The sequence below is a fragment of the Micromonospora sp. NPDC005194 genome (genome assembly GCF_040608335.1).
In the GTDB taxonomy this organism is placed as follows: domain Bacteria; phylum Actinomycetota; class Actinomycetes; order Mycobacteriales; family Micromonosporaceae; genus Micromonospora.
Genome location: NZ_JBEXIA010000001.1, coordinates 212,672 through 235,933, shown reverse-complemented (window position 1 = coordinate 235,933; position 23,262 = coordinate 212,672). Strand labels below are relative to the sequence as shown.

Annotated in this window: 20 protein-coding genes and 1 other RNA gene; 5 read left to right on the top strand and 16 right to left on the bottom strand. The window is 71.6% G+C overall.

Annotated features, from left to right (window positions below; translation table 11 throughout):
* Nucleotides 1-15: 15 nt before the first annotated feature.
* The 10 genes from ABZU53_RS01095 to pruA form a co-directional block, all read right to left on the bottom strand.
* Entirely contained in the window at nt 16-963 is a 948-nt protein-coding gene (locus tag ABZU53_RS01095) for a hypothetical protein (protein WP_355063086.1), read from the bottom strand.
* Nucleotides 964-1,007: 44 nt separating this feature from the next.
* Nucleotides 1,008-1,496: a hypothetical protein gene (locus tag ABZU53_RS01090; protein WP_355063085.1), complete on the bottom strand. Its 489-nt coding sequence runs from the start codon at nt 1,494-1,496 to the stop codon at nt 1,008-1,010.
* Nucleotides 1,497-1,638: 142 nt separating this feature from the next.
* Complete coding sequence (locus ABZU53_RS01085; protein WP_355063083.1) at nt 1,639-2,295, bottom strand: hypothetical protein; 657 nt, start codon at nt 2,293-2,295, stop codon at nt 1,639-1,641.
* Nucleotides 2,296-2,555: 260 nt separating this feature from the next.
* Nucleotides 2,556-2,931: a transfer-messenger RNA gene (gene ssrA, locus ABZU53_RS01080) on the bottom strand.
* Nucleotides 2,932-3,035: 104 nt separating this feature from the next.
* Complete coding sequence (gene smpB, locus ABZU53_RS01075; protein WP_354859076.1) at nt 3,036-3,515, bottom strand: SsrA-binding protein SmpB; 480 nt, start codon at nt 3,513-3,515, stop codon at nt 3,036-3,038.
* Between the two features lie 151 nt (nt 3,516-3,666).
* Nucleotides 3,667-4,542, bottom strand: a complete 876-nt coding sequence (gene ftsX, locus ABZU53_RS01070) for a permease-like cell division protein FtsX (protein WP_354859074.1) — start codon at nt 4,540-4,542, stop codon at nt 3,667-3,669.
* Between the two features lie 67 nt (nt 4,543-4,609).
* Nucleotides 4,610-5,290 (bottom strand): cell division ATP-binding protein FtsE, encoded by a 681-nt coding sequence (gene ftsE / locus ABZU53_RS01065; protein ID WP_354859071.1) that lies wholly within the window; start codon nt 5,288-5,290, stop codon nt 4,610-4,612.
* 118 nt (nt 5,291-5,408) lie between these two features.
* Nucleotides 5,409-6,530 carry a peptide chain release factor 2 gene (gene prfB, locus ABZU53_RS01060; protein WP_354859069.1) on the bottom strand — a complete coding sequence of 374 codons (1,122 nt, stop codon included), beginning with the start codon at nt 6,528-6,530 and terminating at the stop codon, nt 5,409-5,411.
* 64 nt (nt 6,531-6,594) lie between these two features.
* Complete coding sequence (locus ABZU53_RS01055; protein ID WP_007455856.1) at nt 6,595-7,110, bottom strand: PadR family transcriptional regulator; 516 nt, start codon at nt 7,108-7,110, stop codon at nt 6,595-6,597.
* 176 nt (nt 7,111-7,286) lie between these two features.
* Nucleotides 7,287-8,915, bottom strand: coding sequence for an L-glutamate gamma-semialdehyde dehydrogenase (pruA, locus tag ABZU53_RS01050; RefSeq protein WP_354859066.1), 1,629 nt, complete (start codon nt 8,913-8,915; stop codon nt 7,287-7,289).
* Nucleotides 8,916-9,428: 513 nt separating this feature from the next.
* Between pruA and ABZU53_RS01045 the strand changes: the two genes are divergently transcribed.
* Complete coding sequence (locus ABZU53_RS01045) at nt 9,429-10,526, top strand: hypothetical protein (protein WP_355063081.1); 1,098 nt, start codon at nt 9,429-9,431, stop codon at nt 10,524-10,526.
* 104 nt (nt 10,527-10,630) lie between these two features.
* Here the strand turns inward: ABZU53_RS01045 and ABZU53_RS01040 are convergent, their stop codons facing one another.
* Nucleotides 10,631-11,140: a hypothetical protein gene (locus tag ABZU53_RS01040; RefSeq protein ID WP_355063079.1), complete on the bottom strand. Its 510-nt coding sequence runs from the start codon at nt 11,138-11,140 to the stop codon at nt 10,631-10,633.
* Between the two features lie 214 nt (nt 11,141-11,354).
* On the opposite strand from ABZU53_RS01040, the gene ABZU53_RS01035 reads away from it, so the two are divergent.
* Both ABZU53_RS01035 and ABZU53_RS01030 read left to right on the top strand, forming a co-directional pair.
* Nucleotides 11,355-11,582, top strand: coding sequence for a helix-turn-helix domain-containing protein (locus ABZU53_RS01035; RefSeq protein WP_053657286.1), 228 nt, complete (start codon nt 11,355-11,357; stop codon nt 11,580-11,582).
* A gap of 240 nt (nt 11,583-11,822) precedes the next feature.
* A complete protein-coding gene (locus tag ABZU53_RS01030) occupies nt 11,823-12,404 on the top strand; it encodes an Rv3235 family protein (RefSeq protein ID WP_355063077.1) in 582 nt (193 codons plus the stop codon).
* 265 nt (nt 12,405-12,669) lie between these two features.
* On the opposite strand, the gene secA is transcribed toward ABZU53_RS01030, so the two are convergent.
* Nucleotides 12,670-15,597: a preprotein translocase subunit SecA gene (gene secA, locus ABZU53_RS01025; RefSeq protein WP_354859054.1), complete on the bottom strand. Its 2,928-nt coding sequence runs from the start codon at nt 15,595-15,597 to the stop codon at nt 12,670-12,672.
* A gap of 168 nt (nt 15,598-15,765) precedes the next feature.
* Between secA and ABZU53_RS01020 the strand changes: the two genes are divergently transcribed.
* The gene (locus tag ABZU53_RS01020) at nt 15,766-16,917 is read left to right on the top strand and encodes a GNAT family N-acetyltransferase (RefSeq protein ID WP_354859052.1); all 1,152 of its coding nucleotides are present in this window, start codon (nt 15,766-15,768) and stop codon (nt 16,915-16,917) included.
* Nucleotides 16,914-18,029, top strand: a complete 1,116-nt coding sequence (locus tag ABZU53_RS01015) for a GNAT family N-acetyltransferase (protein WP_355063075.1) — start codon at nt 16,914-16,916, stop codon at nt 18,027-18,029. Before ABZU53_RS01020 ends, ABZU53_RS01015 begins: the two co-directional genes overlap by 4 nt.
* Before the next feature lie 63 nt (nt 18,030-18,092).
* Here the strand turns inward: ABZU53_RS01015 and raiA are convergent, their stop codons facing one another.
* The 4 genes from raiA to mtrB all read right to left on the bottom strand — a co-directional run bounded on the left by raiA (nt 18,093) and on the right by mtrB (nt 23,254).
* Nucleotides 18,093-18,725, bottom strand: coding sequence for a ribosome-associated translation inhibitor RaiA (gene raiA / locus ABZU53_RS01010; RefSeq protein WP_354859047.1), 633 nt, complete (start codon nt 18,723-18,725; stop codon nt 18,093-18,095).
* 245 nt (nt 18,726-18,970) lie between these two features.
* Nucleotides 18,971-19,678, bottom strand: a complete 708-nt coding sequence (locus ABZU53_RS01005; protein WP_355063073.1) for a ComF family protein — start codon at nt 19,676-19,678, stop codon at nt 18,971-18,973.
* Nucleotides 19,679-19,682: 4 nt separating this feature from the next.
* Nucleotides 19,683-21,500 (bottom strand): LpqB family beta-propeller domain-containing protein, encoded by a 1,818-nt coding sequence (locus tag ABZU53_RS01000; protein ID WP_354859043.1) that lies wholly within the window; start codon nt 21,498-21,500, stop codon nt 19,683-19,685.
* The gene (mtrB, locus tag ABZU53_RS00995) at nt 21,497-23,254 is read right to left on the bottom strand and encodes an MtrAB system histidine kinase MtrB (RefSeq protein ID WP_355063071.1); all 1,758 of its coding nucleotides are present in this window, start codon (nt 23,252-23,254) and stop codon (nt 21,497-21,499) included. The genes ABZU53_RS01000 and mtrB overlap by 4 nt, the downstream gene beginning before the upstream one ends.
* Nucleotides 23,255-23,262 lie beyond the last annotated feature (8 nt).

Below are 23,262 nucleotides of genomic sequence, written 5' to 3'. Positions count from 1 at the left end.
GAGGCCCGGCGGCCGTCACCGGGCGGCGATCGTCAGCGGTGCGCCGGTGAAGACGTCCAGCACCGGCCGCGCCCCCAGCGGGGCGGCCAGGGTGACGGTGACCGGCTCCAGCTTGAGCACGTCGGTGCAGACTCCGGTGGACCGGGTGACCGCGCCGCCGACCACGACCACGTCCGGCCGTTCCGACACCACCGGGGTGATGTCGGTGTCGCAGGCACCGACGCCGAGCCGGACGGTCAACCGTGCGCCGTCCACCGCCACCATGTCCTGGGCAGCCACCAGACCCTCCGGCAGTGGCTGGGTCGGCGTGGGCGCCGGGGGGACGGGCGTGACGGCCGTCGGCGCGACGGCGAGCTGGGCCACCGGGGTGGCCAGCTCCTCCACCGTGAACAGCCAGGCCGGGACCTGCGCCTCACCTCGACTCGTGCGGACCGGCACGGCACCGAGGGTCACCCCGGTGACGGTCAGCGGAAGGCAGGCTGTCTCCGTCGTGCTGGTCGCCCAGCCGTCCGGCCCGGGCTCGACGGTGGGACCGCCGGGAGTCGGCAGCCCGGGCCGCTTCGGCCGCCCCGGGCAGGGCAGCGGGTCACCCCGGTCGAGCTGCCGGTACGCCTCGGCCGCGCTGACCAGCGGCAGGGTCAACCGCCCGTCCGGGAACCGGATCTCGGCACCGACGCGGGTGGGCGGGATGGCGACCTGGGCGCGGTACCAGCCGGACCGGAAGGCCGTCTCGGTGTCCGGCGTGAAGCGCGGGTCGCCGGTGAGCACCGTCGGCCCCTGCAGGGGGACGTAGCCGTCACGCCAGCCGGGACCGGGCCGCCACGCCGCGGCGACCGCGCTGGCCCGCTGGTCGAAGGCGCGATGCGCCGTTGTGGTGGGCGCGGCGGCGGGCTCGGCGCCGGTCGCGGCGCAGCCCACCATGGACAACAGCGGCAGTACGAGCAGCAGAACACCTCGACGCATGCCAGGTTCGACGGGACCGCCGCCGGGCGGGTTCCCGCCCCGGCTCAGGTCTCGCCGCCCAGATCCGTCTGGTACGCCTGCCAGAGCAGATTGGCACCACGCCGCCGATGCCGGGCCAGCGTCCGCAGCAGGTGCCCCGCCCGGCGGCGCAGTTCGTCGGGGCCGGCCTCGGACCGCTCGGCGACCCGCTGCACGGCCAGGATCGCGGCGACGATCGCGGTGTGCTCCCGGGTCAGCAGCCGGATCCCGTGGTCGAGGCGGGGTGAGTGGATGAGCAGCTCCCGATAGAGGCCGGCCGGCCCTTCGGTGACCCGGACGTGCTCGGCGAAGCCCTGCCCGACCGGACGCAGGCGGAGCAGCACGATCTCGCGCCAGCGCGGCTCGGTCGTGGCGACCGCGACGGCACGGGCCAGGGCGTGCAGGTCGCCGGCGAGCCCGGCGGGTCCCGGCTCACCGGGGAGTCCGGCCGGATGCGTGCGGGCGGCGGACGGCCGGGAGGTGACTGACGGCTGCTGAACTCCACCGGTGACCATGGCACCTCCCGCGCGGGTCTGCTATCCCATACCGTGATGGTGAACCCGCCCGTTCGCCCTGTCCAGAGGCGTTTCCTGCTCATCCGTCCCACTGGTAACACCGGCCCCACCGGGACGTCGGACACCGCCGTCAGCGGGCCGCTCAGGCGTCCGCCAGACGCCGCAGATCGGCGGCGACGGCGCGGGCCTCGTCACTGGGCTCCGCACCGGGTCGACCTGCCGCGAACGCGTCGGCGAGCGCGCGCAGCTCGGACGGCGGCAGGACGGGCAGACCCATCCCCCGCAGCGGGATGGTGACCCGATGCCCACTGGCCCGATCGGTGACGACGATTCCCGGCGACCGACCCGCACGAGCCGACGGGTCGGCCCCCACCTCCCCACGGGAACGGGAGTCGACGCGGGCGATGGCGAGATCGACGGTACGACTGCGGATGGCGCCCCGCACCCGCACCCGGCTGCCGTCCAGCCAGGCGGCCGTACGCAGCACCCGCAGCACCAGGTAGACGCCGAGCAGGACGAACGGCAGCCCGCACAGCCCGAGGAACGGTCCGGGCCCTTCCGAGCCGCTCGTGGACTCCCGCAACGCGGGCGGCAGCATTCCCGGCGGCAGATCGCGGGCCTCCTCGTAGGAAGCGAACCCGTCTCCCGGGCCGGTGAGGCGGCGCACCAGCCCGCCGGCGAGCAGGGGCACCAGCACGAACGCCGCACCGATCGCCGCGACGAGGACCCCCGTCACCACCGCGACCGTGCGCTGGCCGGCTGACGCGCCGACAGACAGGCGCAGCTGCTGGTTCGTCACAGCGGCAGCGTAGGCGGCGCCGACCCGCCCGCAGTGCCCGGCGTCGGTGTCGCGGGGCGGCGGGCAGCCCAGCGCGGCAGCCCAGCGCGGCGGCCCAGCGCGCGGTGATCCACTCCAGGTCGCCGATGTGGCGGTGTCCCGGACGTCTGGACACCCGCAGGTCGGCGATGTGGAGTGGATCAACCGCCTCGGCTTCCGAGGTCGCCCGGCGGATACGACGATGCGCCCCGGCCGGTGGGCCGGGGCGCATCCTTTCGAGGTGGTGGAGGTGCCGGGAATCGAACCCGGGTCCTTCGCCGGTTTGTCAGGGCTTCTCCGAGCGCAGCTCGCTGTGCCTCTACTCGGCCCCACCGCTCACGCGAGCAAGTTGGTGTGACGGGCCCAGTCGCTGATTGATCTCGCCGCACGGACCCCGCGACCGGGTCCGATTGGCCAGCCTTCTAGCTGATGCCGGCTACTGGGACGAAGGCGTTCCCAGGCCGACAGACTTAGCTACTCGCCTCAGGCGGCGAGAGCGAAGTCAGCGCGATTGTTCTTGGCGCTTATAAGTTTCCGACGACCGATTCTCGAGACGACGTCGGCTTCCTCGGCTCGCTTCCCCTGTCGCTGCGTACGAAGTCGAAACCAGTCACCCCCTCGACAGGCCGCCTTTGCGGCGGCACTGACAAGACTAACGCCTGCCGCAACGGGTTTCATCCCGAGCCCCGGGTCGGCGCGCCGACCCGGGCAAAAGGGATGAATCAGTCGCCCATTCCCTTGCCACGTCGACCGGACACCCGGGCGATCTCCCGGTCCGCGTCGCGCTTGGCGAGGTCCTGGCGCTTGTCGTACGACTTCTTGCCCTTGGCCAGGGCGATCTCGACCTTGGCCCAGCCGTCGGAGAAGTAGACCTGCAACGGGACGATGGTCAGACCACCCTCGCGGGTCTTGCCGACGAGCTTGTCGATCTCGCCCCGGTTGAGCAGCAGCTTGCGCGTACGCCGAGGCTCGTGGTTGGTCCAGGTGCCCTGGGTGTACTCCGGGATGTGCATCGCGTGCAGGTACAACTCGCCGTCGCGCTCCTGGGCGAACGCGTCGACCAGCGACGCCCGCCCGGCCCGCAGCGACTTGACCTCGGTGCCGGTCAGCGCCATGCCCGCCTCGTACGTGTCGAGGATCGCGTAGTCGTGGCGGGCCTTCTTGTTGGAGGCGACCACCTTGCGCCCCTTTTCCCGTGGCATCGGCGCCACCCCCTCTCCCGGAAACGTCCGTCGCCGGGCTCACCCCGGCCGGACAACCGATCATGCTACCCGAATGACAAGGACCCTCCCGCGCCGTTTATTCCGGCCGCGGGAGGGTCCCCGAGTGACGACGGGACGACCCGTACGCTGCCTAGACCCGCAGGTAGAAGCGCAGGGTGATCCAGGCGGTGGCGGCGCTGACGAGGCCACCGACGCCGGCCATCAGCGGGAAGATGAACAGGATGTCACCCCAGCTGATCGGCGACAGCAGGCCCTGCAACGCCTTGAGCGACCCGTCGAAGAGCAGATACTTCGCCGCGACCAGGGCCACCAGGCCGAGCAGTGAGCCGATCAGGCCGGCCACCACGGCCTCCAGCACGAACGGCGCCTGGATGAACCAGTTGGACGCGCCGACCAGCTTCATGACCGCCACCTCACGCCGCTTGCTGTACGCGGCGACCTGGATGGTGTTGGCCACCAGGAGCAGTGCGGCGATGGCCATCACGATCGCGGCGGCCAGGGCGATGTTCTGGATCGCGGTGAGGACGTCGAAGATCTTGTCCAGCAGTCGACTCTGGTCGACGATCTCGTCGACACCCTCGGTGTCCTTGTACTGGTCGTAGATGTTCTTGTACTGCTCCGGGTTGTTCAGCTTGAGCCGGAACGACTCCGGCAGCTGGTCCGGCTTGACCGCGTTCACCAGGTCCGGCGCGTCCTGGTACATCTCCTGGAACTTCTTGTACGCCTCGTCCTTGTTGACGTAGATGACGTCCTTGACCAGGGGGTCGGCCTTCAGCTTGGCGTCCAGGTCGGTGCGCTGCTGCTCGCTCACCTCCTGACTCAGGAAGATCGAGACCTCGATGTTCTTGTAGTAGAGGTCCTTCATGTCGTCAACCTGGCGGTACATGAGACCGCTGGCGCCGAGCATGGTCAGCGAGACCGCCATCGTGATGATCATCGCGATGGTCATGGTCACGTTGCGCCACAGTCCGACCAGTACCTCGGACAGGACGTATTTCACGCGCATCGGGATTTCCTCCGGGTCTCCGGCATGAGGTGTTCGTCGTCAGGCTGCGCAGGGGCGGAGCGCCGGCTCACCCGTAGACGCCGCGGGCCTGGTCACGCACGATGCGACCGCTCTCGATCTCGATGACGCGGCGGCGCATCTGGTTCACGATGTTGGAGTCGTGGGTGACCATCACGACGGTCGTGCCGGTGCGGTTGATCCGGTCCAGCAGGCGCATGATCTCGATCGAGGTGTCCGGGTCCAGGTTTCCGGTGGGCTCGTCCGCCAGCAGGATCAGCGGACGGTTCACGAACGCCCGGGCGACGGCGACCCGCTGCTGCTCACCACCGGAGAGCTCGTGCGGATAGCGGTGCTCCTTGCCACCGAGCCCGACCAGCTCCAGCACCTCCGGCACGACCCGGCGGGCAACCGCCTTGGTCTTGCCGATCACCTCAAGGGCGAACGCCACGTTCTCGTACGCGGTGCGGTTCGGCAGCAGCCGGAAGTCCTGGAAGACGCAGCCGATCGAACGCCGGAAGTGGGGTCGCTTCCAGGAGCGCATCGACGTGACGTCCTTGCTGTTGACGAGGACCCGCCCCTTGTTGGGGGTGACCTCGTGCAGCAGCATCTTGATGATTGTGGACTTGCCGGAGCCGGATGGACCGATGAAGAAGACGAACTCGCCCTTCTCGATCGAGACGGACACGTTGTCGAGCGAAGGCCGGGACGCCTTCGGGTACGTCTTCGTCACTTGCTCAAGCTGAATCACGGGTGGTGAGTCTACGCGGTGTAACAACTGAGCCAAGCCCCACGCCCCGCAGAAGCGGCGCGCGTCGTCGAATCAGGCCCTCACCTGGAGATCGACGAAGCGCTCCGCCCGCGAGTCGTCACGCACCGTCGCCGGCGAGCTGCCGCTGCTTACGCCAACGGATGCCGGCCTCGATGAAACCGTCCAACTCGCCGTCGAAGACCGCGCTCGGATTGCCGGTCTCCTGCTCGGTTCGGAGATCCTTCACCATCTGATACGGGTGCAGGACGTAGGAGCGCATCTGGTCGCCCCACGAACCGGCCGCGTTCTCCTTCAGGCCCTCCAGCTTGGCCTGCTCCTCCTGGCGCTTGCGCTCCAGCAGCCGGGCCTGGAGCACCCGCAGCGCGGAGGCCTTGTTCTGCAGCTGGGACTTCTCGTTCTGGCAGGTCACCACGATGCCGGTCGGGATGTGCGTGAGCCGGACCGCCGAGTCGGTGGTGTTGACGCTCTGCCCACCCGGCCCCGAGGAACGGTAGACGTCGACGCGTACCTCGTTCTCCGGGATGTCGATGTGGTCGGTCTGCTCGGTCACCGGCAGCACCTCCACGCCCGCGAAGCTGGTCTGCCGGCGACCCTGGTTGTCGAACGGGCTGATCCGGACCAGCCGGTGGGTGCCCGACTCGACGCTGAGCGTGCCGTACGCGTAGGGCACCTTGACCGCGAAGGTGGCCGACTTCAGGCCCGCCTCCTCGGCGTACGAGGTCTCGTAGACCTCGGTCGGGTAGCCGTGCCGCTCGGCCCAGCGCAGGTACATCCGCAGCAGCATCTCGGCGAAGTCCGCCGCGTCCACGCCGCCGGCGCCGGCCCGGATGGCGACCAGCGCCTCCCGGGAGTCGTACTCGCCCGAGAGCAGGGTGCGGACCTCCATCTCCTGGATGGATTTGGTCAGGCCGGTGATCTCCGTCTCGACCTCGGTCAGCACGCCCGGGTCGGACTCGGCCTCGGCCAACTCCAGCAGCACCCGGGCGTCGTCGAGCTGGGAGCGCAGACTGCCCAGCTTGCTGATCTCGCCGTTGACGTACGACAGCTGCGAGGTCACCTGCTGCGCCTTGGCCTGGTCGTCCCACAGATCGGGGGCGGACGCCTCCTGCTCCAGGCGGGCCTTGTCCTCGTGCAGCCGGTCCAGATTGAGGACGGCCTCGATGTTGCGCAGGGTCGCGTCGAGTTCCTTGAGCTGTTCGGCGTAATCGGCAGCGGTCACGACAGACAAGCGTACTGTGCCGGGAGCAGCACAGCTCGTTCCGTGTCGGCGAACCCGCCGGAGATCACCCGACGGGGGCGGACTTCAGCCACGACAGGGCCGCCCGGTGGTAGGCGACGGCGAACTCCAGCGCGCTGGCGTCGTACGTCTCGCCGTCCCGTTTGGCGTTCTTGACCTGTTCGCGTACCTGAGCGAGGGCCTCGGTGTGGTATTCGTTGGCCGAGGCGTACAGGCTCTTGAGCTGGCTGGACGAGTGCAGGTTGCCGAAGGCCATCCGGAGCGCGATCGGGTTGCGGATGGTGTCCCGCCCCGGGTTCTCCGCCAGCCAGCGGGAAAATGTCCGTTTCCCGCTTGCGGTGAGCGCGTACGGCTGGCTCATTCGTGGGCCCGGCTTGCCGAGCCGCACGTACCCCCGCTCGGCCAGCACCGGCAACTCGCGGTAGACCTGACTGCGGGTCATCGACCAGTAGGGCGCCAGTCGGCGCTCTGCGGCGGCCATCAACTGGCCGCCTGTCATGGGACCCTCGTGGAGCAGCCCGAGCAGGGCCGCCGCCGTGGGGTTGACTCCGGATTCCGCCATGGCCGTTACGCTGCCACTTTGCGCTGCCGGCGTCCAGGATTTGGCAGTTTGCCACCCGACAGGACTTCCTATGTGCACTGTCGGCGGCAGACTGTCCGTTGAGGACTATCGATGGATTGCGGCCCCTCGGCCGACCGCTGGCGGCGCTACGCACGCCGCCAGCGGGTCGCCGCAGGTCAGCCCATGTGGGGGTACGTGTGGTCGGTCGGCGGCACGAAGGTCTCCTTGATCGTCCGCGGCGACACCCAGCGAACCAGGTTGAGCCAGGAGCCCGCCTTGTCGTTGGTGCCGCTGGCCCGGGCACCGCCGAACGGCTGCTGCCCGACCACCGCGCCGGTCGGCTTGTCGTTGATGTAGAAGTTGCCGGCCGCGTAGCGCATGCGCTCGCCGACCGAATCGATCACCCGGCGGTCGGTGGCGAACACCGACCCCGTCAGCGCGTACGGAGCGATCGACTCGGCCTGCGTGACCACCTCGTCGAAGCGCGCGTCGTCGAACACGTGCACGCCCAGGATCGGCCCGAAGTACTCGGTGGTGAACGTCTCGTGGGCGGCGTCGGAGCACTCGAAGAGCGTCGGCCGGACGAAGTATCCGACCGAGTCGTCGGCCGTGCCGCCGGCGAGCACCCGGCAGGTGTCGTCACCGGCGATCAACTCCAGCGCCGCGGTGTGCCGGGCGAACGCCTTGTCGTCGATCACCGCGCCGCCGAAGTTGCTGAAGTCGGTGACGTCGCCGTAGGTCAGCGAGTCGGCGGTGGCGGCCAGGCGGTCCCGCAGGCCACCCTCCCAGAGCGAACGCGGCACGTACGCCCGCGAGGCCGCCGAGCACTTCTGGCCCTGGTACTCGTACGCGCCGCGGATCAGCGCGGTGTGCAGGGCGTCCACGTCGGCGCTGGTGTGCGCGACCACGAAGTCCTTGCCACCGGTCTCGCCCACCAGCCGCGGGTAGCCCCGGTAGCGGGAGATGTTGTCGCCGACGGTCCGCCACAACTGCTGGAAGACCTTGGTCGAGCCGGTGAAGTGGATGCCGGCCAGATCCGGGTCGGCGAGCACCACGTCGGAGACCTCCTCGCCCCGACCGGTGACCATGTTGATCACGCCGGGTGGCAGGCCGGCGGCCTCGAACAGCCGCATGGTGAAGTGCGCGGCGAACTGCTGGGTGGGGCCCGGCTTCCAGATCACCGTGTTGCCCAGCAGCGCCGGCGCCGACGGCAGGTTGCCGGCGATGGCCGTGAAGTTGAACGGGGTGACCGCGTAGACGAAGCCCTCCAGCGGGCGGTGGTCGAAGCGGTTCCAGACGCCCGGCGAGGACGCGGGCTGCTCCTCGAGCAGGCGGCGGGCGAAGTGCACGTTGAACCGGAGGAAGTCGATGAACTCGCAGGCGGCGTCGATCTCCGCCTGGATCGCGGTCTTCGACTGGCCGAGCATGGTGGCGGCGTTGAGGGTGTCCCGCCAGGGGCCAGCGAGCAGCTCGGCGGCGCGCAGGAAGATCGCGGCGCGCTCCTCGAACGGCAGCGCCCGCCACATCGGGGCGGCATCCTTGGCTGCCTTGATCGCGGCGCGGGCATCGTCGTGGGTGGCGTGTGCGGTCACGCCGAGCACGTGGGCGTGCTTGTGCGGCTGCACCACGTTGATCGGGTCGCCGGCCGCCATCCGCTGCTCGCCGCCGATGGTCATCGGCAGGTCGATGCGCTCGGCGGCCAGCTCGGTCAGCCGCCGCTGGAGCCGGTCCCGGTCTCCGCTGCCCGGCTCGTAGTTGCGAACCGGCTCGTTGCGCGGCTCGGGTACGGAGAACACGGCATCCATCAAGGCTCCTGGCGATCTCGACAGCGGTGGCGAAACCGGACCCGCGGGCACCGACCGGACGGCCGGACACCGGACGCCGCGCGGGAGGGCCGAGCAGCGGCGGGACCTCCCGCGATTGTTTCACGCGAAGGTGCTGGCACTGCTGCCGCCGTCACCCGATCGCGAAGGACCGACTGGGCCTGCTCCCCTTACCGCTCGCGGTGGCGGGGCTGGGGCGACCGTCCCCGGCTCCGGGCGGTCAGGCTTGATCCCTCCGCCGGGGACGCTCGCCCCAGCCCCGACGTTGGTCGCGGTCCGCGCCTCCGTCGCGGTTCCTTCGGGGGTACGCCTCGACGCGCCGACCGTCTTGCGGAGCTGCAGCCGTCCCCGGGGCAGTTTGATGCCACTCGACTTCTCCGTGATGGCTCGGCTGTGTTGGCTGGGCGTAGCCGTGGGGTGTGGCTCGTTCGGTGGGGGTCGCGGCGGTCCGCGTACCCTGAATGGTCGGTGACCTGGCGCCTCGAAGGGGAGACGATGACCAAGCAGCCCGGCCGCGTCCCAGCCGCGGAGTCGGACCAGCCGGCGGTCGACGCGGCCTCCCCCGGCGGCCGACCGGTGTTCGCGCCCGGCGCGGCCGTGCTCGCGCTGCTGGCGCTCGGCTGGCTGGCCGCCATGCTCTGGTCGACCCGGGAGGCCATCACCTCGGCGGCGGCCGGCATCACCGCGATCAGCCTCTCCGCGTTCGCCCTGCCCGGTGTGATCTCGGCCGCGCTGGTGGCCGGGGCCGCCACCGCCCTGGCCGGCGGCAACCTGCTGACCCGGCGGTACGGCGACGGGGCGACCCTGCGCTTCGTCGGTGCGATCGGCGCGGGCATGGTGGTCGGGCTGATCGCCGCGCTGGCGATCAACCTCACCTACTTCGACACCTCGACCACCAACGTGATCGCCGGGACCACGGCGGCCGCCGCGATCATCGGCGGGGCGATCGCCGGCGCGCGAACGGCCCCGGCGGTCGGCGCGGTGGTGACCGCCGCGCTGGGCGCGCTGGTCTTCGTGGTGGCGTTCAGTCGTGCCCGGGACCCGCTGTTCGACCTGTTCGGCGCGGGCGACAGCCAGCAGTCGCTTGTCGACGCGGCCAAGTGGGTGTCGCGCACCGAGTCCCTCATCGCCGGTCTGCTGGCCGGGCTGCTCGCCTTCGGCTACCTCACCTGGGCACGGCGGCGAGCCCTGCGGCGCGATCCGCAGACGCCCGCGCTGCGCTGGCCGGCCTACCTGCTCGCCGGCGCCGGGCCGGGCCTGCTCCTGCTGCTCGCCGAGGTGATCATCCGGATCGGCGGCCGGTCGCTGCTGGACCTGGCCAGCGCGCTCAGCGAGGCGGACGCGGTGGCGCAGACGTCGCTGGGCACCTCGCGGGTGGACAACGGCATCTGGATGCTCTTCGTGGGGGCGCTGACCGCGCTCATCGCGTTCGGCCGCACGCTCGGCCCGGCGCACACCGACGACGACCCGGCCGTGGCCGACGGTCCCGGCACCACGCCGCCGACAGCCAGGAACGAGACCGACACCGACGAGGACGAGGACGAGGCGGACACGACCGCTCACGACGCCGTCGATGTCGACCCGGCCCGGTGACCGCTACCGGCTCGCCTGTTCGCTGCCGGCCTGCTGAGCGCTGGCCGGCCTGCTGAGCGCTGGCCGGTCGCCTGAGCGCGGGCGGCCCGCTGTTTGCTGCTGGCTCAGTCGGTGGCGCGGAGCAGCAGGTCCAGCTCGGTCACGTCGTACCACTCCAGCTCGTGATCCTCGGCCCCGTCGACGGTGAACTGGGCGTCCGGGTCACCGGCAGCGGCCTCGGCCACCACGTCGGCCGCGGCGGCGACCTCCTCGACGGCGTCCGCGCCGTCCACGTGGATCGCCGCGACGGCCCCCACCGGCACGGTGTCGGCCAACGTCACCAAGCTGGACCCCAGCTCACCATCGCCACGGCCGAGCGCGGCGGGCGGCAGGTCGACCGAGACGACCACGCGGCGGCGGGGCGCGGCCGGATCGGCCCTGAGCAGGTGCAGCGCGTCCTGGGCAGCCCGGGTGAACGCGACGTACTCCAACTCCTCCTCGTCACCCTCGGCGTACCACTCGCGCAGCGCGGGCGTCACCGCATGCGCCCGGTCGGCGGTCAGCCCCTGCTCGCGCAGGCGGGTCAGCATGGGTACGGTCGCCGGCACGTACACCCGGACAAGCTCGTCGGTCACCGGTCGTCTCCCCGCTCGGTCCTGTGCCGGCGGCAGCCGGCACGGGCGCAGATCATGCCGCACGCCGTGACCGTCATACACCCCGCCTCCGGCCGGTGGAAGTTTCCCGCCGGTGTGTCCGGCGCTGGTTGGCCCGCCGCCGGGCCGGGGATGCTGGGCGGTGAGCCCTACCGATGGCAAACTGATGCAAACGACGTCAACCCCGGGAGTTTCCGTGGAGCCGAGGTTCCTGCTGCTCTCCGACGTGGCCGCCGAGCTGAACGTGTCGGACTCGCAGGTCTACCACATGGTCCGCAGCGGGGAACTGCCGGCGATCAAGATCGGCGGACGCGGTCAGTGGCGGGTCGAGCGCGCCCGGCTGGAGGAGTACATCGCGCAGAAGTACGCCGAAACCGCCGACTGGGTACGCGGTAACCCCCTCGTCGACCGCGATCCGGAGTAGGTCCGGGCAGCGCCGCCCGACAGGCGTGCCACCTGCCGCTCCGACCCGCGTGATCCACTCCGTATCGCCGAAATGGGGCTGTCCGGCCCGCCGGGATACCGCGATGTCGGCGAACCCGAGTGGATCATGCCAGTGGGCGACGCGTCCGCCGCCGCAGGCATTGACCGAGGCCGTTCTGTCGCGGAGAATCGAGTCAGTCGGAGGCAAACGTAGGCAAACGCAAGATCAAAGGGAGCAGCGATGAGCGAGCGGCGACCCGGTCCCTCCCGGCCACCTGTGCGCCTGCGCCCCGTCCCGCCCATCGATCCGCCGTACCCGGACGAGACGTACTGGCCGGGGCCGACCCACGGCCAGCTCGCCCTCGACCTGTTCGCCTCGACACGACCGGATCCGGTCCGGCCGGCGGAGCGTCGCGCGACCCCACGCCGTACGCCTTCGCGGCCGGCCAGCCACCCGGGTGCGCCACTCCCACCGGCGACCGCGCCCGAGGCGACCCGGGCCGCACACCGCTTCGTCGGCACCTGCCTGGAGGTGGTCAACGGCTACCGCTCGCCGGCCCAGGTACGCCCGCTGCTCGACCCGGGCCGGGCCGTCGAACTGCTCACCGAACTCGCCCGGGCGACCGGGCGGGCCGGGCCGGCTCGCCGTCGGGCAACCCGGCCGGCTCTACGGCTGCTCCGGATGCGGGTGTGCGAGCCTCGGGAAGCCGCTGTGGAAGCGGCTGCCGTGGTGAGCGGCGCCGGTGGCCGGAGTTGGGCCATGGCGCTACGCCTGGAACACCGGCGAGGCCGCTGGCTGTGCACGGCCCTGCACGTCCTCTGACAACCCGCCGCTTGCTCTGCGTTGATCGACTCAACTTCCAGGAAGTCGCGGTATCAACCTGGCGCTGACACCCCGACTTCCAGGAAGCCGAGTTGATCTCCCGCCACCCCGCCACCCCGCCGCAGGCCACGAGCCGCGCGGCCACGGGCGACCCGGCCCCTCAGCCACGGCCACCCGGCCACGGGCGTCGGTGGCGGGATGCGGGGGTGGGGACGCCGATGGGCCCCGGCCTCCTCGGCCAGGGCCCATCGGGACGTGCGGTCGGTCAGTTGCCGCCGTTGGGGGCGCCGTGGCAGCGCTTGTACTTGCGGCCCGAGCCACACGGGCACGGCGCGTTGCGGGACGGGCCGTTGCCGGCGTCGGCCTGGTTGGGGACCGGACGTCGGGACCCGGCGGTCGGAAGCGTCGGGCCACGCAGCCCGGAGGCCGGCCGCTGCGGGGCCGACGGCGCGCTCCGCCCGGGGGCTGCCGGCGCACTCTGGACCGGCCGGCCCACACCGAGCGCCGGTGCCTGCTGCTGCTCCTGTTCGACGTTGACGGCGCCGGGGCTGGCTTCACCGTCGATGGTCGGAGCCGAATACTGCAGACCCTGCCGCTGCGGCGAGCGGTTGAGACCCTTGGCCCGGATCTCCACCGGCTTGTCGAGCAGCGTGACCTCTTCCGAGTCGGCGGCCGGCTCCGGCTCGTTGACCTGGACGTCCACGTTGTAGAGGAAGCCGACGGTCTCCTCCTTGATGCCCTCCATCATGGTGGCGAACATGTCGAAGCCCTCGCGCTGGTACTCCACCACCGGGTCGCGCTGGGCGTACGCCCGGAGGTTGATGCCCTCCTGGAGGTAGTCCATCTCGTAGAGGTGCTCGCGCCACTTGCGGTCGATCACCTGGAGCAGCACCATCCGCTCGAGCTGGCGCACTCCCTCGGTGCCGAGCTGCTCCTCGCGGCGGTCGTACGCGGCGTTCGCGTCCTCCTTGAGGCGGGCGACCAGGAAGTCGGCGTCCATGCCGGCCCGGGAACCGCCGGCCTCCTCCTCCAGCTCCTCGATCGTCACGCCGACCGGGTAGAGCTGCTTGAGGCTGGACCAGAGCTGCTCGAGGTCCCAGTCCTCGCCGTAGCCCTCGGAGGTGGCGCCCCGCACGTACGCCTCGACGGTGTCGTCGATCATGTTGCGGACCTGGTCGGAGAGGTCCTCACCGTTGAGCACCCGCAGCCGCTCGGCGTAGACGACCTGGCGCTGCTTGTTGAGCACCTCGTCGTACTTCAGAACGTTCTTGCGGATCTCGGCGTTCTGACCCTCGATCTGGGCCTGGGCGCTCTTGATCTGACGGGTGACCATCTTCGACTCGATGGGCACGTCCTCGGGGATGTTGAAGCGCTCCATCACCGCCTCGACCGCGCCGGCCCGGAAGCGTCGCATCAGCTCGTCCTGCAGGGACAGGTAGAAGCGGGACTCGCCCGGGTCGCCCTGCCGGCCGGCGCGACCGCGCAGCTGGTTGTCGATCCGCCGGGACTCGTGCCGCTCGGTGCCCAGCACGTACAGGCCACCGGCGGCGGCGACCTCGTCCGCCTCGGCGTCGCAGGCCTGCTTCCAGGTGGGCAGGACCTCCTCCATCGCCTTGGCGTAGTCCTCCTCGTTCTCCAGCGGGTCGAGACCGCGCTGGCGCAGCTCGTTCGCCGCGAGGAACTCGGGGTTGCCGCCGAGCAGGATGTCGGTGCCGCGGCCGGCCATGTTGGTGGCCACGGTGACCGCGCCCTTACGCCCGGCCTGGGCGACGATCTCGGCCTCCCGGGCGTGGAACTTGGCGTTCAGCACGTTGTGCGGGATGCCCCGGCGGCGCAGCAGCTGGGAGAGGATCTCGGAGTTTTCCACCGAGACGGTGCCGACCAGCACCGGCTGGCCCATCTGGTGCCGCTCGGCGATGTCCTCGATGACGGCGTTGAACTTGGCCTTCTCCGTCTTGTAGATGACGTCCGGCCGGTCCTCGCGAACCATCGGGCGGTGGGTCGGAATGCTCACGACGCCGACCTTGTAGACCTTGTTGAACTCGCTCGCCTCGGTCTGCGCCGTACCGGTCATCCCGGACAGCTTGTTGTAGAGGCGGAAGTAGTTCTGGAGGGTGATGGTGGCCAGGGTCTGGTTCTCCTGCTTGATCTCCACCCCCTCCTTGGCCTCGATCGCCTGGTGCATGCCCTCGTTGTAGCGACGGCCGTGCAGGATGCGCCCGGTGAACTCGTCGACGATCAGGACCTCACCGTCGCTGATGATGTAGTCCTTGTCGCGCTTGTAGAGCTCCTTGGCCTTGATGGCGTTGTTGAGGTAGCCGACCAGCGGGGTGTTCACCGACTCGTACAGGTTGTCGATGCCGAGCCGGTCCTCGACCTTGGCGACGCCGCGCTCGGTGACCGCGATGGTGCGCTTGGAGTGGTCGACCTCGTAGTCGCCCTCGCCGTCCGTGCCGGGCTGGAGCCGGGCCACGACGCCGGCGAACTCGCCGTACCAGCGGGCGGAGTGCTCGGCCGGACCGGAGATGATCAGCGGGGTGCGCGCCTCGTCGATCAGGATGGAGTCGACCTCGTCGACCACCGCGAAGTTGTGGCCGCGCTGCACCAGCTCGTCCTTCGACCAGGCCATGTTGTCGCGCAGGTAGTCGAAGCCGAACTCGTTGTTGGTGCCGTACGTGATGTCGCACTCGTAGGCGGCTTTGTGCTCGCTGGCCGGCCGGTTGGGCAGCACCACGCCGACGGTCAGCCCGAGGAACTCGTGCACGCGACCCATCCAGGCCGCGTCGCGCTGGGCGAGGTAGTCGTTGACGGTGACCACGTGCACGCCGTCGCCGGAGAGCGCGTTGAGGTAGACGGCCATGACCGAGGTCAGCGTCTTGCCCTCACCGGTCTTCATCTCGGCGATGTTGCCGAAGTGCAGCGCGGCGCCGCCCATCACCTGGACGTCGTACGGCCGCTGGCCGAGCACCCGGGCGGCCGCCTCGCGGGCCACCGCGAACGCCTCCGGCAGCAGGTCGTCGAGGGTCTCACCGTCGGCGAGCCGCTCCCGGAACTGCTCGGTCATACCGCGCAGTTCCTCGTCGGTGAGGTTGACGTAGTCGTCCTCGATCGAGCTGACGGCGGCGGCGATGGCCTTGAGCCGGCGCACCATGCGGCCCTCGCCCGCATTAAGGACCTTTTCCAGAATCGACACGGATCAACGCTCCCCTAGACAGTCTCGAACCATCGTAGGCGCTCCATCGGCGCGATGGTCACTGGTGGCGGCGGTCCACCCCGCCGAACCCGACATAATTCGCGCACGGGGTCCGCCCGGGACGTAATCCGGTTACGCCTTCGGCGAACGTTCCGGCACGATGCACGGGTGGAGCCTGTGGAGATCGTCGAGGACGGCGTGCTGCTGCGACCCTGGCGGGAGGCGGACGCCGACGGCGTACACCGCGCCTGCCAGGATCGGGACATTCAGCGTTGGACCACCGTACCGCGCCCATACCTTCGCGAACACGCCCGCGGTTTCGTCACGGAGCTGAGCGCGCAAGCCTGGGCGGACGGCACCGGGGCGCCGTTCGCGGTCTGCGACGCGGCCACCGGCGACCTGCTCGGCTCGTGCGGGCTGATCTCCATCGACCGTGCCGGCACCGGTGAGATCGGCTACTGGACGGCCCCGTGGGCGCGCGGCCGGGGCGTGACCGTCCGGGCCACCCGGGCGGTCGCCCGCTGGTCCTTCGAGAAGCTGGGGCTGCGCCGGCTGCTCTGGCAGGCCGAGGTGGGTAACCACGCCTCCCGGCTGGTCGCGCTCCGGGCCGGGTTCCGGATCGACGGCCGGCTGCGGCAGGCGAACCCGGCGCCGGACGGCGGCTCGGACGGCTGGATCGGCTCGCTGCTGCCCGGCGAGGTGCCCGAACCCGGATCGACCGGGCCGGCCGGCCCCGGCACCCTGGTCGCCCGCCGGGCCGCCGTCTTCGGCCGCCCACAGCCGACCCTGTTCGCCACCTCGGCGGCCGCTGAGCTGCGGCTGCGACCGATGGAGGAACACGATCTGGACGCCGTGGTGCAGACCTGCCGGGACCCGGAGACGATCCGGTGGACCACCGTTCCGGATCCGTACGACCGCTCCGACGCGCAGGGGTACCGGGACTACGCCCAGGACGCCTGGGCCCGGGGGGACTCCGCCTGCTTCGTGATCGCCGACCCGGACGACCGGTACGTCGGCACTCTGGACCTGCGGCTCTCCCCCGCCGACCCGCTGCTCGCGGACGTGGGCTTCATGACCGCCCCGGCCGCCCGCGGGCGGGGTCACCTGCCGGCCGCCCTGATCGCGCTGAGCGCCTGGGGTTTCACCACGCTGGGACTGGCCCGGATCGAGTGGAAGGCGAACGTGGGCAACACCGCCTCCCGGCGGGCCGCCGAGAAGGCGGGCTTCACATTCGAGGGGACCGCCCGGGGCGGGGTCCAGCACCGGGGTGAGCGGGTCGACACCTGGGTGGCCGCGCTGCTCGCCGGGGATCTGGCATGACCGGGGCACCGCCGGTCGTCGAGGCGCACGGGGTGCGGCTTCGGCCGTTTCGGGCCAGCGACATCGCGGACCTGGTCGAGGGCTGCGCGGACCCGCTCAGCCAGCGGTTCGTGTCCAGCATGCCGGCCCCGTACACCGAGGTCGACGCCCACTGGTGGGTCGAGGCCGGCGCACCGGCGGTCTGGGCCGGCGGCGGCGCCGCGTACGCCATCGCGGACCCGGCCACCGACCGGCTGCTCGGCGGGGCCGGGTTGAGCAACCCGGTGCCCGGCCGGAGTCAGGCGGAGATCGGCTACTGGCTGCGGCCTGCGGCGCGGGGGCGCGGGGTGGCCACGGCCGCGACCCGCGCGCTGAGCGAGCACGCCTTCGGCGCCGGGACGCTCCGGCTGGAGCTGCTCACCGAGCTGGAGAACGCGGCGAGCCAGCGGGTCGCGCTGGCCGCCGGCTTCCGGTACGAGGGCCTGCGTCGGTCGGCCGGGCAGCGCCGGGACGGCGGCCGGCACGATCTGCTGACCTGGGTACGCCTCGCCGACGATCCCCCCGGCCCGACCCCCCGGCTGCTGCCCGACCTGCCCGACGGGGTGCTCACCGATCAGGTGGTGGCGCTGCGTCGCCTCGCGCCGGACGACGCGGAGATGATGTACGGGCTGCACAGCCGGCCGGAGGTGGTCGCCAACCAGGCCCCGCCGGTGCCACCGACGCCCGAGGCGATCGAGCGGCGCTGCCGGCTCGCGGAGAGCGCATGGCTGACCGGAGACATCGCCCGGCTGCTGATCGTCGACGTGGCCACCGGCGAGCCGGCGGGCAGCTGCGGCCTGTCGTACACCGAGGTGACCAGTGGTGAGGCGTCGATCGGCTACGCGCTGCTCCCGCGCTGGCGGGGGCACGGCTATGCCACCCGGGCGGTCCGGCTGCTCGCCGACTGGGCGTTCGGCCTGGCCGGTATCGCCCGGCTGACCGCCGGCACCGTGCCGGAGAACACCGCCTCGCATCGCGTGCTGGAGCGGGTCGGCTTCCAGCGCGAGGCCCTGCTACGCGGTCGCCTGCCCGGCCTGGCGGGTGCTCGCCTCGACGACCTGACGTTCGCCCTGCTGCCGGCCGACCTGCGCTGACGAGACACGGGGTTGTGGCGGTCGCCCACCACAACCCGGTGCTCGGCGCGGGTCAGGCCCGGCTCAGGTGTCGAGCGAGATGATGCCGTAGTCGTAGGCGTGGCGTCGGTAGACGACGCTGGGGCGGCCGGTCTCCTTGTCCTGGAACAGGTAGAAGTCGTGGCCGACCAGCTCCATCTGGAACAGGGCGTCGTCGATCGTCATCGGCTCCGCCGGGTGCACCTTCTCCCGGGCGATGTGCCACGGCTGGTCGTGCTCCTCCTCGACCCGCTCCGCCACGGCGGTGCCGGCGCGGGCGCCAGCGCCCGGCGCGGACAGCGGGGCGGCCACCAGATCCGTGACCGGCAGGTCGGCGGTGGCGGCGGCGACGGAGATCGGCGCGTGCCGACCACGGTGTACGCGGCGGCGGTCCGCCGCACGGCGTAGCCGGGTGTCGAGCTTCGCGATGGCGGCGTCGAGCGCGCTGTAGAAATCGTTCGTGCAGGCCTCGGCCCGAATCACGGGGCCCCGGGAAATGCAGGTGATCTCCACCCGCTGGCAGTGGTCGGCCTGGCGCGGATTGCGCTCGTGAAACAGCTCGACATCGACGCGGATAATCTTATGGTCGTAGCGTTCGACCTTTGCGAGTTTCTCGGCTACGTGTACCCGGTAATGGTCCGGCACTTCGACGTTGCGGCCCTTGACCACGATGTCCACGTGACCTCCCTTGTTCGGACGTCTTCGATCCGGTGGCCCGGCCGCGCGCCGTGGGGAGACCCGCTGGCGTCGACCGGTCAGTACGGCTACGCCTCCTCTCACCGCCGGGGGCGGGATGGAACGACCTCCTACCCCTGACAGCGAAACGCTAACTCCTGTTCGCCTGGCAGTCACCCCATGTTGCCAAGACCGCCCGGGATTTTTCGCACCTCATACACCAACGGGTGAAACGGAAACACGGTCGGTTACAACTGGTGCCTTTTCTCGGTCGCGGCGAGCACCGCAGCGACGCCCGGTGGCCGCCCGCTCGCGGTCAGCATCCGGGCCGCCGCGGCCAGGGTCACGCCGGTGGTGACGATGTCGTCCAGCAGCACCACGACGGGGGCGCCGCCCGCCCGGCGACGCCCAGCCGACGCGCCGGACCGGGGTCGGAACGCCGCCTCGGCCGCTGCGGCGCGGCCCGCGCTGTCCAGCGTCACCGAGTCCGGCCGGGGCAGCGCGCGCAGCGGACGGTGCACCCGCGCCGGCCAGCCGCCCCGGCGCAGCCGGCTCGCGCAGTGCCGGGCCAACCGGTCCAGGTGGTCGCCGTAGCGGGCGCGGGCCGCCGCGGCGGTGTCGGGCACGGGCACCAACTCCAGCGGGCGGACTCCGCCGACCGCCGCGACGACCACCTCGGCCAGCAGCGCGCCCAGCGGGCGGGCCAGACCGTGCCGGCCGTGCTCCTTGTACGCCAGCAGGGCCTCACGCAGCGGGCCGGCGTACGGGCCGAGGGCGACGCAGGGCGGCAGCCCCGCCGGGGCGGGAGTGGGGCGGACCGTCCGGGGACGCAGCAGGCCCAGCGCCGTCACGCAGGCGGGGCAGAAGCCGTGCCGCAGGACCGCGTGCCGCTCCCGGCAGCCGGCACAGTCCGCGGGCAGGACCAGGTCGGCGAGGTCCGCCCAGAGCCCCCGCACGGCGTCAGTAGAGGAAGAACGGGGCAGACGGGTTGCTCGGCCGGACCCCGGCCGGCGGCGCGGGGACGTCGCGCACACTCTCCGGCTCGATCCGTTCGAACGGGCTGCTGCGGTACGCCACCTTGTTCGCCTCGTACATGTACGCCCCGGTGGGCACGCGCACGCTGCGGTTGGTGGGGTACGCCGTCAGGTGGTTGACCTTGGCGCCCACGTCGGTGCGCAGCGGGGTCTCCAGCGCCCCGTCGACGCTGATCTCGTAGATCGCCGGCTGGCCGGCCGACCCGGCCACCACCAGCCGATCCTCGCCGATCCAGTCCACCGCGGTCAGACCGGTCAGCGAGGTGACCAGGGCCCGGGGCGGGCCGACGGACATCCCGCTCCCGGCGCCGTCCAGGTTGATCGCCGCGACGTAGAGCCGGCCGCCGGCGACCAACGCGACCCGCTGACCGTCCAGCGCGGCGGCGACCGCGGTGACCTGCGGCGAGGGCAGGTTCAGCGGCACCTCCGACATGCGGGCGGCCTCGTCGAAGCGGTAGAGGCGACCGTCGGCCACCACCAGCCCCTGCGCCGGGCGCGAGTCGACGGTACGCAGCCACACCGGGCGGCTGATCGAGGCGTACTCCGTGTCGCCGCGGTTGAGCGCGGCCACCGTGTCCGCGCCGGCGCCCACCGCGAGTCGCTGCCGGTCCTTGCCGCTGGTCACCACCATCGCGGCCAGGACCCGGTTGGCGCCCCGCGCGAGGCCGGCGGACACGATGTTGCGGTTGACCTCGGCCGCCAGGGGCACGACACCGCCGGGCTCGCCGACGAAGTCGAGCGGACGGATCGCGCCCTCGTAGACGCCGAACCGCTGCGGGCCCTCCCGCACCGGGTAGAGCGGCTGGGCCAGCCGGCGCTCGTTGAGGTCCTGTACGGGCTGTGAGTTGTTACGGATCTTCAGCTCCAGCTCGCCCGGCAGGTCACCCAGCGACCAGGCGAGCTGGGTGATCACCTGGTCGACCCGGTTCTGGTCGTCGCCGGACATGTCCAGGTTGACCTCCCAGCGGTTGTTCGCGCCGGTGGCGTTGTTGATCAGCTCGGTGCCGTCGGGCAGGCCGACGACGCCCGGCCGCAGCCAGTCGGACGGGCCGCCGACCAGCCAACGCACGACCTCGTTGACCCGGCGCTCGTCCGGCACAGCGAACGGCAGATAACGCTGGTCGGGCACCAGCCGGGTGCGGTCGGAGCTCCAGAAGTAGATCGACTCGTCCTGGTAGTACTGCTGCAGGGCGACGTCACTGAGCAGCAGCACGTTCGGCGGGTCGAGGACGTACTGGCCGGCGCGCTCGTCGTTGTCGGCGCCGCCGAGCGAGGCGCTGCGCAGCCGGAACTCGTACTCGGTCTCGGTCGCCACCGGCGGCGCCAGAGTGCCGTTGGTCCGCAGCACACCGATCTGCTGCACCGAGATCTTGACCGTGGTGGTCGAGTCGCTGTTGAAGGTGAAGACCGATTCCCGCAGCCGGACCACGGTCAGCGCGACCTCGCTGCCCTTCTTGTCCTGCAGGCGGAGCCTGTGCTCCGGGGCGATGAACGCCTTCACCCGCTCGTACGCCCGGTCCGGCTCGCCGGCGGCGGCGGACAGGAAGTTACGCACGAACGCCTCGTTGTCGCTGCCGCTGGCCGTACGCGACGGGGGTTCGCTGCTTCGGCCGTTGCTCGACCCGGCCTCGGTCGCCGTGCCGGCCTTGCCGTCCACCCGCACGTCGGACGACGCCGGGATGCCGCAGCCCGCGCTGAGCAGCAGCGCCGCGCCGAGGGCGCCCAGCAGTGGTCGAGCCCTCACGAGCGCACCTCCGCCCGCTGGCCGTCCCCCGCTGGCGCGGGGCCGATCGCCAGCGCTCCACCGGTGCCCGGCCCGATGGCCAGCGGGCCGCCGTCGCGGGGGCCGCCGAACGGCAGCGCCGCGTCGGCGGGCACCAGCCGCAGCGGCGACGTGGTGAGCCGGTCACCGGCGCGGGCCGGCAGGGTGAGCCGGAACTGGGCGCCCTGCCCGGGCGCTCCCCAGGCTTCCAGCCAACCACCGTGCAGGCGGGCGTCCTCCAGGCTGATCGACAGACCCAGCCCGGTGCCGCCGGTCTGCCGGGCCCGGGACGGGTCCGCCCGCCAGAACCGGTTGAACACCAGCTTCTCCTCACCCACCTTCAGCCCCACCCCGTGGTCGCGGACCGTGATCGCCACCGCGGTGTCGTCGATGCCGAGGGTGATCAGCACCGGCCGGGCCTCGCCGTGCTCGACGGCGTTGCCGACCAGGTTGCGCAGCACCCGCTCGACCCGGCGGGGGTCGACCTCGGCGATCGCCGGCGTGCTCGGCAGGTCCAGTTCGATCTCCACGCCCACCCGCTCGGCCAGGCCGGCCAACCGGTCGACCACCCGGTGCACCACCGGCACCAGGTCGGTCGGCTCGGCGTCCAGCATGGCGAAGCCCGCGTCGAACCGGCTGATCTCCAACAGGTCGGTGAGCAGCTCCTCGAAACGGTCCAGCTCGGCCTGGAGCAGTTCGGCGCTGCGGGCCACCGCCGGGTCGAACTCGTCGCGCTCGGCGAAGATCAGGTCGGCGGCCATCCGGACCGTGGTCAACGGGGTCCGCAGCTCGTGCGACACGTCGGAGGTGAACCGGCGCTGCAACCGGGACATCTCCTCCAGGCGCAGGATCTGCCGTTGCAGGTTGGTCGCCATCTGGTTGAACGAGGCGGCCAGCAGCGCGAGGTCGTCCTCGCCGTTGACCACCATCCGCTGGTCGAGAAGGCCGGCGGAGAGCCGCTGGGCGGTACGCGCGGCGACCCGGACCGGGTTGACCACCAGCCGGGTGACCAGGGCGGCGAGCAGACCCAGCAGGACCACCAGGGCGATGCCGGTGGCGACGACTGTGGCTCGGGCGTCCGCGGCGGTGGCGTCCTGTCGGGTCAGCGGCACCAGGTAGTAGAGCTCGATCTGCCCGAAGCGGGTCGGCACCGGCGAGCCGTAGACCAGGTACTTCGTCGGCTCGCCGGTGAGCCGACCGGTCTGGATCTGGCTGGCCACCTTGCCGCTGGCGACCGCGGCTCGCAGCTCCTTGCTGAGCAGGGGCTGGACGTTGACCGCCGGCGCTGTGCGGGTCTGGATCACGGTCGGGTAGTCGGCGGCGGTGATGGCCACCACCACGCCACTGGTCTGCTGTGGGTCGCCGCCGGCCAGGTAGTTGACCGTGCCCTCGATGGTCTCCTGAAGCTGCGCCTCCTGCGGCTGACCGTAGAGGGAGACCTGCTTGGCCGCGTAGCCCGCGCCGCCCTTGACCCGCAACTGGACGTCGGTGCGGGCGTTGTCGAGCAGGATCGTCGTGATCTTGTCAGCGATCAGGTACGCGAAACCGCCCACCAGCAGGCTGGAGGCGACCAGCGTGATGGTCACCACCCGGACCTGGAGCGAGCGGCGCCAGGTCTGGTGCGCCCGGGCCACCAGCCGCGCGCCCCGGCCACTCAGCGCGCGCCACAGGTCCCGGCCGGCGTTGAGCCGGCGGGCTGCCGTGGTCTGGGGGTGCGGGGGCGGCGAGGTCGACACAGTGTGAC

Excerpts from the sequence above, each read along its gene's own strand:
- ABZU53_RS01045 (WP_355063081.1), top strand. The coding sequence starts at position 9,429 with ATGACCAAGCAGCCCGGCCGCGTCCCAGCCGCGGAGTCGGACCAGCCG.
- ftsX (WP_354859074.1), bottom strand. The coding sequence starts at position 4,542 with ATGCGCGTGAAATACGTCCTGTCCGAGGTACTGGTCGGACTGTGGCGC.
- ABZU53_RS01090 (WP_355063085.1), bottom strand. The coding sequence starts at position 1,496 with ATGGTCACCGGTGGAGTTCAGCAGCCGTCAGTCACCTCCCGGCCGTCC.
- pruA (WP_354859066.1), bottom strand. The coding sequence starts at position 8,915 with ATGGATGCCGTGTTCTCCGTACCCGAGCCGCGCAACGAGCCGGTTCGC.
- ABZU53_RS01030 (WP_355063077.1), top strand. The coding sequence starts at position 11,823 with ATGAGCGAGCGGCGACCCGGTCCCTCCCGGCCACCTGTGCGCCTGCGC.
- ABZU53_RS01095 (WP_355063086.1), bottom strand. The coding sequence starts at position 963 with ATGCGTCGAGGTGTTCTGCTGCTCGTACTGCCGCTGTTGTCCATGGTG.
- ABZU53_RS01055 (WP_007455856.1), bottom strand. The coding sequence starts at position 7,110 with ATGGCGGAATCCGGAGTCAACCCCACGGCGGCGGCCCTGCTCGGGCTG.
- smpB (WP_354859076.1), bottom strand. The coding sequence starts at position 3,515 with ATGCCACGGGAAAAGGGGCGCAAGGTGGTCGCCTCCAACAAGAAGGCC.
- ABZU53_RS01015 (WP_355063075.1), top strand. The coding sequence starts at position 16,914 with ATGACCGGGGCACCGCCGGTCGTCGAGGCGCACGGGGTGCGGCTTCGG.